At 55.6% G+C, this 15,013-nt stretch carries 8 protein-coding genes; 3 read left to right on the forward strand and 5 right to left on the reverse strand.

Going from position 1 to position 15,013, the window contains the following annotated elements; genetic code table 11:
- Positions 1 to 37: 37 nt before the first annotated feature.
- Complete coding sequence (locus RB_RS01095; protein WP_231846094.1) at positions 38 to 1,414, reverse strand: hypothetical protein; 1,377 nt, start codon at positions 1,412 to 1,414, stop codon at positions 38 to 40.
- A gap of 578 nt (positions 1,415 to 1,992) precedes the next feature.
- Here RB_RS01095 and RB_RS01100 point away from each other — a divergent pair.
- Together RB_RS01100 and RB_RS01105 are read left to right on the forward strand one after the other, a co-directional pair.
- Positions 1,993 to 3,093: a baeRF3 domain-containing protein gene (locus RB_RS01100; RefSeq protein ID WP_231846095.1), complete on the forward strand. Its 1,101-nt coding sequence runs from the start codon at positions 1,993 to 1,995 to the stop codon at positions 3,091 to 3,093.
- A gap of 276 nt (positions 3,094 to 3,369) precedes the next feature.
- Positions 3,370 to 4,527, forward strand: coding sequence for an AraC family transcriptional regulator (locus RB_RS01105; protein ID WP_007324978.1), 1,158 nt, complete (start codon positions 3,370 to 3,372; stop codon positions 4,525 to 4,527).
- Positions 4,528 to 4,789: 262 nt separating this feature from the next.
- Here RB_RS01105 and RB_RS01110 read toward each other — a convergent pair whose 3' ends face one another.
- On the reverse strand, positions 4,790 to 9,286 hold the full coding sequence (locus tag RB_RS01110; protein ID WP_164921311.1) for a PVC-type heme-binding CxxCH protein: 4,497 nt from the start codon (positions 9,284 to 9,286) through the stop codon (positions 4,790 to 4,792).
- A gap of 389 nt (positions 9,287 to 9,675) precedes the next feature.
- Positions 9,676 to 10,734, reverse strand: coding sequence for an extracellular solute-binding protein (locus RB_RS01115; protein ID WP_011117960.1), 1,059 nt, complete (start codon positions 10,732 to 10,734; stop codon positions 9,676 to 9,678).
- Between RB_RS01115 and RB_RS01120 the strand changes: the two genes are divergently transcribed.
- Positions 10,728 to 12,218 (forward strand): hypothetical protein, encoded by a 1,491-nt coding sequence (locus RB_RS01120; RefSeq protein ID WP_011117961.1) that lies wholly within the window; start codon positions 10,728 to 10,730, stop codon positions 12,216 to 12,218. The genes RB_RS01115 and RB_RS01120 overlap by 7 nt on opposite strands.
- A gap of 258 nt (positions 12,219 to 12,476) precedes the next feature.
- Here RB_RS01120 and RB_RS01125 read toward each other — a convergent pair whose 3' ends face one another.
- Positions 12,477 to 13,217, reverse strand: coding sequence for a pyridoxine 5'-phosphate synthase (locus RB_RS01125; protein ID WP_164922652.1), 741 nt, complete (start codon positions 13,215 to 13,217; stop codon positions 12,477 to 12,479).
- 268 nt (positions 13,218 to 13,485) lie between these two features.
- Positions 13,486 to 14,898, reverse strand: coding sequence for a metabolite traffic protein EboE (gene eboE, locus RB_RS01130; RefSeq protein ID WP_007328980.1), 1,413 nt, complete (start codon positions 14,896 to 14,898; stop codon positions 13,486 to 13,488).
- Positions 14,899 to 15,013: the final 115 nt, after the last annotated feature.

Consider the following 15,013-nt stretch of genomic DNA (forward strand, 5'->3'; position numbering starts at 1 on the left):
TGACTCAGCAACGCTTTGTCCCACCATCGAACGAATCCTAGAACTTGCTGATTGCCTTCAGCACTGCTTTGAGCTGCTCATTTTCGGTGGTGTCCCATGCGACGCTGGCGTCCGATTTCAATTTCATCACCGCATCGTTGGTTCGTTGCTGAAGATTTTCTAGCGTCGTGTGACGCGTTAGCACGAGCTCATTCGAATCCAGTTGAAATTGGACCCACTGTGCATCACGTTCCTGAACGGCTTCCTCTGTCGTGAACCTTTGGTAGTTCGAACGACGCTGCATCGCAGGTGTCTTTCGCTGCACTTCCGAAGTCGCCAACTCGGCGATCATTTCGTCTTCTCCGTCGATCACCTTCGGATCAGCACGTCGACTGATGTCATCGTCGCGATCGCCCAGGTCAGCACCGGTTTCGGCGTCTGGCTCAGCAGCCAATGGATTGTCGACCCGGTAGTCTCGGTCCGGGTCGTAATCGTCCGCGTCATAAATGGAGTCATCCGAATAAGGCAGCGTTGCCGACAGCGTCTGGATCTCACGTTCACTGATTCGAGCACCCAAATCGCGTCCGGTGCCGAGCCGGCCCGCAGCCGAAGCAATGGCACCCTCCACGCCGTCTTCCACTGCATCCGCCATGTTGGCCTCTTCCGCAGGAGTCTCATCGACGTAATCGTCGACACGGTAGTTGTCGACGTCTATCGGAGTGCGGGCGGCAGTCCATTCATCATCACTACCAGGATCATCCACGCCGGCGGGAGTCTCGGTATCGAATCGTTCTAATCCATTCGCTTCCACGGCAAGTTCACCTGTCGGGCGGTCATTGGAGCGATCGTCGCTTTCTGTCTTCGTCGCCTTCGGTGGACGTGTCCGTCGCAATTCTTCAGCGAGCTTTTGCCCGACTTCTTTTGGATCGGGCAATCGCTCTTCGGCCTGACGTTCGGAATTGGCTTGGGAAGATTCCGTCACCGGGTTGCCGGATTGTTCAGCTTGTTGGCTTCGCAGCTTCCATCCAAATGATTCAAGCGACTGCTTCACTTCCGTTGACTGCCGCACCAATCGCTCATACTTAGCGATCTGTTTTGGATCGGTCGCACGTTGAGCCGATTCGGCGGCAAGCTTGCGGACCAAACTGGCATCGCTCCAGATCACTCCCGCCAATCCCCAGTCACTGATTCGATTGGGATCATCCTGCTCGCTCCCTACAACTTGACGTTGAGCATTGGCAGGCTCGGCAGTTCGTGAGTCTTGTGCCGACACATTGGTCGCAGTGGTGGTCACACCAGCCAATAGCATGGCCGCCAACACCGACCGTCGCCAACGACGGCGACTCATTGTGGATGAAGTGGCTTGGCGTTCATCATCGGAATGAGCTGGCTGGCTACCGACTTGATTGTGTTGCAATGAATACGAGCGTGACATGGAAGAGTCCTCTGTTTGATTGGAGCGAGCATTGAGAAGTGACTGAAGTCCGGCTTTCACCAATCGACCCAAACTGCCACGGCGATCGATGCAACGCATTTTGCTCTAGCATTCTTGCATCGTAAGCCAAACGGAGAGTGGTTTGGTGAGGAAGCTCAAAACGAGCTTGCAACTCACATGCACGAAGCGTGCCAGGAACCGGCAGTTGTCGCAGAAGTCATCGATCGCGAGATCGCTCAATCAGTTCGTCATTTGACGAGTCCACTCGCGCCGACCGCGAATCAACCATGCTGCCTGCTATGAACACAGCCCCGAATTGGATGTCGTTCCGTATGCATGAGCAAAGTTGCTGAACAGGGCAATTTGCTCCACCATCAGTTCGATAGGGCATCAGTTCAGCTTGCCACTGGCGGAAAATGACACACAGTTAAATTTCATTGTCGGGCCTTTCTTCGCATGGAAGCACCGCGTCGCTCATCGGCACCCGATTTGCGGTCTTCACCATCAGACGATTGAGCCATTTCATTGCCAATTAAGAGAGGACATCGACCGTGATCGCGTTTCCAACCAAAACACAATTGACTGAACTGTTGACTCATGAGAAAGGCGACTGCGTTTCCATATTGATGGGCACCTACCAAGCCGGTCGTGACACCAATCAGAATCCCATCCGATTCAAGAATTTGGTGCAACAAGCGATTGGAGAACTGAAGAAGAAGGAAAGCCCGCTGCTTCCACAAGTGAAGGAACTTGCCAAGCTCGAGCACGATTCAACTTTCTGGCAAAATCAGACCGCGGGCTTGGCGATTTACATCAGCGAAGGATTCGAAGAACGTGTCTTGCTGAGCCACGATCCCGGCGAGACAGTCTCGATCGCCTCGGAGTTCAACCTACGGCCAATCGCCAGTGTTGCATGTGGTGAAACGAATCTGATGACGTTGGCTCTCTCCTGGGAACGAGCCCGTTTGTTCCGCTCGGATGGTCATTCCACGATGGAGATCGAAGACGACATCTTCCCACTGACAATGGACGAACTCGTCACCGCACGAGACCCGGAGAAGCAGTTGCAGTATTCGTCACACGAAACACTCGGTGGCGGAGGATCAGAAACTGTCATGTACCACGGGCACGGAAATGGCGAGGACAAGATCAAGGCGGATCGTAGAGCCTATCTTTCGCGAGTTGGCGAGTACGTCGCAAAGCGTCTCTACAATACCGACCAGCAACTCGTTGCCGTCGCGACCGAAGAGGTAGCGGGACATTTCGATGCCGCCGCTGAGTCCGTCGAATTGACTCAGTGCATCCACGTCAGTCCCGATGGACTGAGCGATTCCCAACTTCGAGCTCGTATCACCGCATTCGCGAAAGAACACAACCAACACAACGATGATGTGATCGCAGAGCGGTTGGGTTCCGCCATCGCGGACAATCAGGGGTCCGACGATTGGAAACAAGTCGTTCTCGCGGCCGTCGAAGGTCGAGTGGACACCCTTTTACTCGGACAGGACCAACCCATCGTTGGTCGTTGCGATCAATCCAATCACCAGGTTTCACTCGACGACGAAGGAACCGACTTGGTCAACACCGCCGTCCGACTGACCCTGAAATCGGGCGGCACGGTCCGTCGGCTGCAAGGCAATTCCACCGCTCAACCCATGGCCGCCATTTTCCGCTATTGAGTCCGCGAGCGGGCGGCCTTCCATTCTGCTGCAGGGCGAGGCGTTGAGTACAACTTTAAATGACCAGCTCCCAATGGCCACGTCTGTGGTATCACCGCAAAAACGGCATCCCACGCGAGTAAAATAGCACACTCAACATGCTTTTTTTCCCGCAAGGCGTCAATCTTGATTGTCTATGATTGACGTCTTCGTGGGACCGAAGGCATCGCCAACCGGTTTCAGCGTCGGATCGCGAGGGCAAACCCTCGCTCCCAAGGTTTGATTTGTTGGACGAAGATGCCAAAGCAGAAAGCGGTCGCTCTCCTCATCGAAACATCCAATGCTTATGCGCGTGGATTGCTCGGCGGAATCGCCTCATACATCCATGAGCACGATCTCTGGTCGATCTACTTGGTCGAACAAGAACGCGGAGCGGCACCTCCGAGTTGGTTGAACGATTGGGATGGCGATGGATTGATCGCGCGAATTGAGAACGAGGAAATCGCAAGTTCGGTTCGCAACTTGAAGATACCAGTCGTCGATGTCAGTGCCGCTCGTCGCATCCCCAATATCCCTTGGGTTGAAACCAACGATGTCGCGATCGGCGAGTTGGCTTACCAACACTTCCGCGAACGCGGGTTTGAGAATTTTGCATTCTGCGGTGAGTCTCGGTTCAATTGGTCGATCCTGCGTCGCCAAGCCTTCGAGGCCCGAGTGAAAGAAGACGGGTTCCAATGCCAGTCCTTCAATTTCAACGTCGATGACCGACGCCCACAGTCACTCAAGCGTGAACGCGATCGCTTGGCCGAATGGGTGCTGTCGCTCCAACATCCGATTGGAGTGTTGGCGTGTTACGACATCATGGCACAGAAGATCTTGGATGTTTGCCGTCTGCATGGCATCAAGGTCCCCAGCGAACTCGCGCTGCTAGGTGTCGACAATGATGAACTTCTCTGTGATTTGTGCACGCCGCCACTTTCCAGTGTCGTCCCGGCCGCTCATCAAACGGGCCGCGAAGCAGCCTCATTGCTGGATGCGATGATGCGGGGTGAAGAAGTTCACGCGGAACCCCATTTGATCGAACCGCTCGGCGTGGCGACTCGTCAATCGACCGATGTGCTGGCCATCAAGGATCCTGAGATTGCCGCGGCAGTTCGTTTCATCCGCGATCATTGCTGCGACGGTATCAACGTTCAAGATGTGGTTAAAAAAGTCCCGCTGTCACGGCGAGTTTTCGAAAGCCGTTTCCTGGCGTTGATGGGCCGCACACCTCACCAAGAAATCACCCGCCGCCGCATCGAACGTGTGCGGTATCTCTTGATTGAAACCGACCTCACGCTGGTTCAGATTTCTCGTCGAACCGGGTTTCAAAATCATGAATACATGAGCGTCGCATTCCGGCGAGCCATGGGCCATCCGCCGGCGACCTACCGTCGCAAATTCCGGAAGATCTAATCGGCTGCGAAGGTCTCGGATATTCGAAGATCACTGAAGCGAGCAAATTGCCAGCCCGGATCTTCAACTTCACTATTACGCGCACGATGAAAACGCGGAGAGGCGGAGGAGCGGTGATCGCGGAGGATATCAGTCGGCCGCATGACTCCGCGACCTCCGCTCCTCCGTTCACTCCGCGTTTCAACCCTCGGAACCTGCAAACCCATCCAAGCGACCATCTCGCAACAGCGAGGTGATCGCGAGACCACTTGCGAAGACCGGGTCAGGGCGATTCAACCGTGATTGCCACAAAGATGGGCGAACTGCTGTCGTCGCCTTTGATCAGCTCGATCGTCTCGAGCGGTTCCTGGCGTTTCGGCGTCAGCTTCAGGTAACGAACCTGTTGGCCGCGAACATCAAACGCGAACTCCGATTCCGGAACATCGACACGGCGGATGTAGTCGGCGAAGTGCACACCATTGAGCAACTTGTGATCTTCCACTTGCCCATCGGCATAATTCAGACGGATCGTTGCGGTGTGTGACCCTTCCGACCCGAAGGGGAATCCCCATCCGCTGACCGCACCGAGAATGTGAATCGCGGACGCACTCGCGTTGCAAACGATCGGCACCTGCTTTGGCATCGACGGTGGCTTGCTGCCTTGTGGCCCGTGCAACAGAATCACGTTGGGCACGCGTCCATCTTGCGGATCGACCAGGGTAAACGGCACGCCGTTGTGCTTTTTGGGTCCCCAATCCGAGAAGATGATTTGGTCCGGGCCGTTGTCTCCGTTGCTGAACATGCCTTTGGTGCTGACCGCCGTGGCGATCCCCGAGAACGACAATGGAGTGTACTTGCCCCGAGCGGTCAGGAACTCGAGCAAGTTCGTCATCTCTTCCTTCTTGATTTGGCTTTCAAAACCTTCCGGCATCAACGATTGGCTGGAAGCATTCAATTGCTCGATTTCTTCCCGCAAGATCGTGTGCCGCTTGGCTTGAGCGTCGATCAATTCGATCGATGTTCGCGACTCGCCACCGAGCATGCCCGTGAAGACTTGGCCTTCGGTCGTCAACACGGCAAACGTTCGGAAGTTGCCTTCCACGCTTTGATTGGGATCCAAGATGTGCGTCAACAGTTCTTCCTTCGGATGAACCGCCATGCCGGTCAGGTCGGGACCAACATCGGCTCCTTCGCCGCTGTGACGATGGCAGTTAGCACAATGCTTCTTGAACACTTGGGCCCCCAACGTCGCATTGCCTTTCGCGTGAGCAACCGGCAACCATTCGTGCAGCAACGCCACACGGTTCGCCGTCGGAACACCACCGGACGACTTCAGAAGCTTTTCAGCTCGCTGCTTGATCGCCTTGTCAGGGTGATTGCTCAGAGCTTGACGTTGATCGAGCGAAAGATCCGACATACGCAGTTCCCCCGCTTCGATGCTGTCGATCAATTCCAACGTCGTATTGGGACGCGAAAGCAACACGCGAATGATGGACCCTCGAACAGAAGGGGTTGATGCTGCTGTCTGTTCGATCAAAGCACCCCCCAGTTCTTCACTGCGACTGGATTTGAGTGCATCCAGAATCCCAGCCGTTGCGGCGGGCGACGTTTGCGGACCGATGCTTTCCAGCAGATCGAAAACCACATCGTCGTCGGTCGGCTGCATCGCCACCAATTGACGAGCCGAGCTGATTCGATCGCGGTCGCTGAGCGAATCGTCTTGGACCAATTCGAGCAATTGCTCGGCCAATTCAGCAACCTTTTCGGTCAACGCATCGGTTCCCCACTTCTCGGACAACTGAACCAGTTGACTTTGTTGATCGACGGAGACGTGATCGAACAAGGCAACCAGTTGTGACTCTGCGGCTTCGGGAAGCTCAACGCTGTGATCCTTTGGCCAACCTTTCGCAAGTCCTTCCAAAACACCTGAGGCATTGCCTGTGGCAGTTTTGGCAACGGATTGGATCAATCCTTGCAAGGATTCCGCTTCGGGTTGCGACCGAGCGAAGTGTTCGCTGATCACGTTGAGTCGACCACGAATGGATCGCGAAAGATCGCGTTCGGGCGCGGATGCCAACACGGCCGGAAGCGTTCCGCCGGCGTGCATCGCTGTGGCACTTGTCCATGCATCGAGCAACCATCGATCGTCACCCAGGCTCTTCATCGACTGGACCAATGCACTGACAACCATGTCGGTTGTCGGCGTCGTGGGCTCTGCCAACTTCAGCAGCGCCGCCAACTGGACTTGAGCATTGCTGTCGCTCAGGACACCCGATTCAATCAGATGCTGAATGTCTTCTTCGGAGCTTCCAAGCACCTTCACTGCTGACCGACGAACCCCGGCACTGGGATGCTGCAACGCTTCGCGTACAGCGGCATCGATGGTCGCGTTGCCGTTACCAACCATCCCCAAGCCGTCCAGCGTCCAAAGTGCATGAATGGCACCGGGAGTCAAACCAATCGCGTCCTGTTCCTGGTCGGCGATCAATTCCAACAAAGACGAAACGGTCGCATCGTCGATCTGGCCCAACTCCACCAACAAGCGTTGAGCTTGCGAGCGAACCGGCATGGCGGAATGTTTCAAAACAGCCAACAAACCTGGCACATCGTCCGAGCTCAAACTCGGAACGGATACTGTCTTGGACGCATCTCCATCGGTGACCAAGCGATAAACGCGACCGTACTTTTTGTCTCGCAGGTCAGTTTCGTAAGCATTGCCCTTGCCGGTTTCAAAACCGTGAGGCGTTGGGTTGTGTTGGATGATGTAGTTGTACCAATCCAGCACCCACACAAACCCATCCGGACCGGTCTCCGCCATGATCGGCGCCGCCCACTCATCGTCGCTGGCGACCAAGTTGAATGGGCTGGTCGATTTGAATCCGGCTCCGTCGGGTGTCAACACAAATGTGCCGACCAAGTGCCCTGTGGGTCCGCAAACGAAAGCGGTTCGGTTCCACCACGCTTGTGGGTACTGGCGAGCGGTGTAGATGCCATGGCCGGCCGCGGCGGTGTATCCACCATGCTGGTCCACCTGACGAATGTTCGGCGTGATCGGATCGAACAAGTGAGTGTCCGAGATCATGCGCAACGTTTGCGGTGACCAACCGCGAACTTGTTCGTAGTAGCGGTTTGGAATCGGCAAAAAGTTGCTGGGGTTTCGGTTGGCGGTCGATCCGAACACCAGGCCTTCTTCGGTGAAGCCCAATCCCCATGTATTGTTGTCGGTCGCTCGCATGAACTCGACTTTCTCGACCCGCAAAGTGTGATCGGAGAACTCGTTTCCGGCGGTTGATCCGTCGATTGCGTTCGCTTCCCCGTTTGGATCGGCGTCGACTTTGAAACGCCAGAATCCCTGACGGAACCCTTGTTGGCGTTCACCGTTGATGACCGGGCGAGATGCGTTGTAACCCTGCATCCCCCAAATCCAATTGTCCAATCCGTAACGGAAATTGCTGACGCCACCGTGAGTGTCACCCAACGCCCAACCGGTGATCAGGGTTTGGCGGAAGTCCGCTTTGTCGTCGCCATCGATGTCCTTCAGATAAACCGTCTCTTGACCGTCCTGAACGAGGACGCCACCGCGGTAGCAAACCAACGTCGTGGGAATACTGAGTTCCTCGGCGAACACAGTGAACTTGTCAGCCACGCCGTCTTGGTCGGTGTCTTCGCAAATTCGAATGCGGTCTCGGCCTTTACCCTTGGGTTGCAATTCGTTGGGGTAATCCATCGTTTCGCAGATCCACAAACGCCCGCGTTCGTCCCAGGTCATCGCGATGGGCTTGCCACCGATGCCACCTTGCGAGTTGCTTTCGGGGCCGCCTTCGGAAGCCCACAATTCCATGTGCAATCCCTTCGGATTGACATAGCGTTTGATCGATTCTTCCGGTGGCAGCGGATCCTGCATCAGCGTTTTCAGTTCGCCTTGTTCGCCCCACTTTTTGCCCGCGGTGTAGTTCGGAATTTTGGCCCCGACATCCGTGAACGTGAATGGCTTGTCACCCTCGGGCAGCGATGTCATTTCGGGCACCGGGAACGCGGCCGCATCGGCGAACTCGCCGGCTTGTTGTGGATCTTTCTTCGCCACCCAGCGAATGCCACGTTCGACCAAGTTTAGAAATCCGGGATTGGTCCACGTTCGGCTGTCATGTCCCCAAGCGGTGTAGAAGACGCGCCCTTTGCCTTGGTCACGAACCCAAGTCCATGGTTCTCGTCCGTTGGAATCGACGCGGTATTCCAAGACCGTTCGGTTCGCTTCGTTGTGCAGATGATGAACGTAGGTTTCATCCCAACTTTCGAATCCGCTGTAACCCTTCATCACTTCGTGATTGGGCTTGTCAGGTGTCGTTCGGAAAACGCCCGTTCCGTGACGCTGGAATTGCGCTCCCATCAAAGCAACGATTTCTGAATTGTTGCGGAAGCAATACGTTGCGCAGTGCAGCGGCACAAACCCGCCGCCTTCTTCGACATACTGCAACAACGCGTCGGCTTGCGGTTTCGCGATCTCATCGATGTTGGCGTACAACACCAATGCGTCATATTGGTTCAGCTTCTCCAAACTCAGCATCGACATGTCATCGGTGTAAGTCAGATCGATGCCGTTGCGCTGCATCACAGGCTGTAGCTCATCAAACCGAGGCTTGGGTTGATGGTGCCCGTTGTCACCCAAGAACAGCACGTTGAGTCGTTGCTGGTCAGCGGCGGATGCGTTCACGGCATGCCACGCCGAGGTAGACGTCCAAGTCGCGAGGAAAGCGAACGCGATAAGCAAGGTGTTCTTCATAAGGTTGGGACGACAACAAATGCCGTGATACGAAGTGTTCGGAAGGAGATCGACGCCGAATCTTCCATGACGACCGCGCGGAACAGAGCGGTCAAAGCGGCGGAGTGAGCCATTGTGATGCAAACAACGACTTGATGCTAAACATAGCCACGCGAGCAACAATGAGAAATCACGCACGCCGCATGTGAAATTTCACCCGGCCGTGCGATCGTCCAATGCAAAGACGGCCAAACGAGGCGACCCATAGAAGACCGCTGTCACTGGGTCAGCATAACACCAGAGCTTCGCGGCGAAGCCGCAACCTTCCGGAGGATTGGCTTGTTAGAACACCGGAATGGGTCACCAAAGCAATCCTCATTCGGCCTCGACGGTTTTGCAAACGCTTTGGATCAGTTGGCGAACAGATCCGCCAAGGTTTTCGCCCAAGCGTCCCAATCCTCCGCGGCAGCTTCAAAATCAACTCGCATCCAACGTACCGGTTCGCTCGGCAAAACCGCTGGAGGGAACTTGCTCTCTTTGCTAATCGGCAACTGACTGCTTCGCCCCATCGCCAGTCGATCTTCAATTTCAGGAGTCATCAAAAAGTCAGCGAGCTTTCCGGCCGCGACTGGATGTGGAGCGTCCTTGAGGATTGCCAACGTGTTTGGGATTCGAAGCGTTCCGGGTTGCTCCGGTTGTTGATCGGGATAAATGATCTCGACTGGATACCCCAACTCCTCTTCGATAATCGCGTCATCGGTGTCGGTCAGTCCCCAAGCCACCTTGCCAGCCGAAACGGCCTGCGCCACTTGTTTGTTGCCTGACAACACCACCGCGTTGCTGTGGATGCTTTGCAATAACTCCAACGTCTTCTCTCTACCCATGATGTCTCGGAGGACCGCGAAGTGGGTCGCCGTGGTTCCGAACAACGGTCGAGCCATGGCGCAGTTCTGGGCCCACTTAGGATCCGCCAATTCGTTCACGCGATTTGGACGAGCGTCCGCATCGGGCAGCATGTCTGTGTTGACCAGCAACACGCGAGCCCGTGCCGCAAACCCGCACCAAGTCCCATCGCTGGCGACCATGTCTTGCGGCCAAGTCGAAGGCACCTGCCAATCATGAGGCTCGAGAATGCCAAGCTTCTGCAAACGCACGGTGTGCATGATTTCGTTGTTCCAAAACAGATCGCATCTTGGTGCGTCCGCTTCGGCGATCAATTGGTTCGCCAAACCCACTGTCTTGGTGGATTCGATGTCGAACTTTCCGATCACGCCCACTTCATTCTCGGTCGATCGCTCAAACGCCGCCAAAATTGGAGCCGCGAAGTCCTCGTCGAGAGCCGAATACACGACGACGTCCGATTCGCTACGAGACACACAACCGGAACAAAACGATAGCCAGACGGCGACGAAAACGAGTTGCAGGGCGGAAAACGAAGCGACGGGAACGCAGACAGTTTTCAATGACACGTGAAGCCGAGTACGCTGGAGGAATGATGGACAAGCGTTTGCAATCTCAATTATGGCGTGTGCTGCTCGCGATGGCGATCGGTGGGATCGTTTCGTTGACGACCGACTCGGTCTCGGCGGATGAAAACAACTTCGACGAAACCGGGTTGCTGACGCGAGAAGGTCAGCACCTGCGACTGACCAGCGACGTCAACGATGCCTTGCTGCTGAACGATTTGGTTCAGTCCTTCGACGATTCGGTGCCGCAGTGGTTGGCTTTTTGGGGTGTGCCTGAATCTCGGACCGCGAATTGGAAGATACAAGGTTACCTGATGAGGAACGTCGACACGTTTCGCAAATCAGGAGCACTTCCCGACTTTGTGCCACGATTTGACCACGGCTACTCTTCCCCACACACGATCTGGATCCGCCACCAAGACACGACGTACTACAACCGACACTTGATTTTGCATGAAGGCATTCATTCGCTCGCGTTCGAATTGTTCGGTGCCGGTGGCCCAAGCTGGTACATGGAAGGCACCGCCGAATTGCTGGCACTGCACCGCGATCGCGTTCCCACGCCATCCAAGCAACCACGATCGGAATTGTCACTGAACACATCCGTGCTGGCACAATCGATGGATCCATTCACCATCAATCAGCTGCCACGCAACCGTTTGGACACTCCGGGATGGGGCCGTTACAAAATTATTGCCCAACACCGAGAGGCGGGCACATTGCCCACTCTCAAATCCGTTCTCAAACTGCCGACCGAACTGAACGGAGAAGTCGAAGCATACACGTGGTGCTGGGCCGCATCGTCGCTGTTCACACAATCACCGGAATCCAACGCTGCGTTTTTAAAAGCGGCTCGCAAAGGTTCAGATCAAAGCGAAGCGTTCACGTCTGAGTTCTATCGTGATGTCGCGGAACAGTGGCCCGTTTTGTCGGCGCGTTGGCGATTGATGATGAACGACCTCGACTATGGATTTGATTGGTCGCGGCATCGAGTGGAGCTATCCACGTCCGATCCCCGTGCCAGTGGTGCTTCGATCCAAATGAATGTGACGCCAGATCAGTCCTGGCAATCGGTTGGCGTGTGGTTTCCCAAAGGAGCCCGCCTGCGTTTCGCGGCCGAAGGACGAGTCCACGTCACGTCTGATTGGATCAGTGAACCCGCGGGCATCACGCTGGAATACAACCGCGGCAATCCACTTGGACAACTGCAAGTCTGCGTGCTTCCAATCGCAACACCGGCCGGAGCAACGATCCCTGGTTTGGACATTCAGCCGGTCATCACGCGAGCTGATGTGGCAAGATTCAAATCCAACACGTCGGATGATTCCACCAATGACTCGGCGCCGATGACGGGAGCGAATGTGATTTCGCTCACCGAACCTTCGTGGGTCTTATTAAGAATCAACCTGCCCGCCGGTCACTCTCCGATCGAGACGACCGCCAACGCCCAAGAAGCCTACCAAGTCCAAATCATCCCAAGTCGGTGACAGAGCTTCTTGCTCATGAGCCGTAGCCGGATTCGCCAAGAATTCGGACGATCACCATCTCGTACATCTGAATTCTGGCGAATCCAGCTACGATGTGCACATCTGAATTCTTGCGAATCCAGCCACGATGTGTCGGTAGGCCATGTCTCACATGGCACCCCAGCCGATGCTTTGGAACAAAGCGAGGCGTCATCGCCCCGACTCGTCTCACCACCCAATTCGCAATTTGCAACGTCCAATTTGCAATTCCCCCGTCGCTCACTGAGCCGCGATCGTCACGCTATCGAGCAACCGTCGCATCTCCGCGACCGCTTCGCGCATCCCAACCATTACCGATCGACTGACGATGCTGTGTCCGATGTTCAGCTCCGCCATCCCATCGATCGCCGCAACAGGTCGGACATTGACGTAATTCAATCCGTGCCCAGCGTGCAAACGCATGCCGGCATCACGGATCATCTTGCCGGTATCCGCCAATCGACGCAGTTCGTGCTGTACCGCGGCACCTCTTGCCAACGCATATGGCCCCGTGTGCAACTCCACCGCATCGACTTGCAACTTCGCCGCCGCTTCGATTTGATTGGGTTCCGGGTCCAGGAACAGACTGGTCGCAATTCCGGCGTCCTTCAGCATTTGAATCGCATCGGCGATGCGGCCTGAGTCGCCGGCGACGTCCAAGCCACCTTCGGTTGTCACTTCTTCGCGACTCTCGGGAACCAACAGTGCCCAATCCGGTTGCACGCGGCAACAGATCGCCAAGACATCCGCGGCGCAAGCCAACTCAAAATTCGTTCGCACTTGAACCGTCTGCACGAACAGCTCCACGTCACGATCGGAGATATGTCGTCGATCTTCGCGAAGGTGAAACGTAATGCCATCCGCTCCCCCCTGTTCCGCCAGCGACGCCGCGGTGATTGGATCCGGTTCCTGCCCTCGACGAGCTTGTCGAAGGGTGGCGACGTGATCGACGTTGACGCCGAGATCAATGAAGTGCGGCATGTGCGGCAGAAAAAATGAAGTGGAGGAAAGGGTTGTCGCCATCAATCGGACATCGAACGTTCAGCCGATGGGCGCTAGCCGAATGGTGTTAGCCGAATGGCACTTACTTCACCCTCCCTCAGGGAGGGTCGGCCCGCTTAGGGCCGGGGAGGGCGAACCTAAAACCCGGTGTGTAGCCCTCCCCTCGCTTCGCTCGGCCCTCCCAGGGGGAGGGTGAATTGGTAAAGTAAGTGCCATTGGGCGTTAGCCCACGGTCACCGAATACGATCTAGTTGTTCGAAGACATCTCGCTTAAGACATCGTGCAACCAAATAAGTTCGGACGCAATGTCACCGGCCAAGTCACTTCGTCCGGCTGATTCAGGCATCACCGACCAAGCGTAGGTTTCGACTTCCAAGTGCCCGGTGAATTGAAGCGGTTGCCGACGCTTCGATGCATCCGTCAGTTCCATGATGCTCTTCAGCGTGTCCAGCACATCGCTTCGTGTGGTTTGCAGGTGCCCAAATTGTTCGGCAAAAATTGGCACGTGAAAATGAATCATCCAACGTTTGTCAGCCGCATAACGACTTGGATTGGCATCCAAATCCGCCAGCACAGCGGGCAAGTCTTCCTCCAAGACAAACTTCCCTGATGCCGTCACTCGGCCGGTTTGATGAAGGTAACGATCTTCCGCGAACGATCGCAATTGTGTCAGGGTTGCTTCGCGATCGGTGTCCGCGATTCGGCTCCAATCGACCACGATCGCACTGCTGATTTGAATTTTGCCCACAACGATCCCGGCTTTGGCATACGCTGCCAACACATCGTGCTGCGATTCACCCATCACAGCGGAATGGCAAACGTCGTGACAAACACCGATGTAACGACGGTGAGTCGCATCAGGCAATTGTTTGTCAAACCAATCGATCACCTTGGCCGCGGTGTCCAGAATGCATCCTGGTTCGGGTTCAATCGCCAACACGATTCGTTTGCCCGTGCGATCTTCCAATCGTCGTAGATCTTCGGCCATGCGTCGCAGGTTGGTTCCCGCATGATGCAACTGGTCATCGGTCACGCTGACTCGGTTACCGTCTTCGTCGGTCCTTTGAGGCCAACCGATCGGCAGCGTGCTGATGGTGCCCAAATTCGTATCGGCCGGCAGAATCTCAGCCAAGATCTTCGCCAAATCTCGGGTGTAGATAATTCGTTCGTCTTCCCACCAAGTCGGTGAGTACACCGCGTGCTTGACCACGTCTTGATGAAAATTGTCGTGCGGGAATCCGTTGAACGTGTAGGCGAGCAAGCGTGCTTGTTTCATCGCTGACGTCAACGGTTTCAGTCCGTTGCGTCGCAGGTCCGCGGTCGCTTCGGCGGACAACCACAAACCAATCCCCAATGGCGGTGCGGTACTGACGATGGTCGCGAAATTCTTTCCCGTTTGAACCTTTGGCGAACCGTTCTCGTCGGAGTACTGCGAATTCAAGATACGACGCCGAACTTCTGCGGAAATGTTCAGCAGATTATTCGTCACGCCCTCGACATCAGCTCCCGCGTGAATGTTGGTGCAATACCCCACCGTCCATCGGATCGACGAGTCGGAATCGTTGGAACGTTCCGCTCCTTTGGCGCCGTCCACCGCTTTGTCATGTGACTTTTCGATGACCGCTGTGACGTCGGGAAAACCGGTGGGCGTTGATGTCATGCTTGGTGAGTGTCCAGTTTGCGTCGAGATTTTGCGTCAGACTGTGCGGTTCGCTGGCGGGAAGGGTCATCCAACTCCAATGACGAACTGTCCTGCAAAGGTTAAGCTGCGTGAC

The organism is Rhodopirellula baltica SH 1 (assembly GCF_000196115.1).
In the GTDB taxonomy this organism is placed as follows: domain Bacteria; phylum Planctomycetota; class Planctomycetia; order Pirellulales; family Pirellulaceae; genus Rhodopirellula; species Rhodopirellula baltica.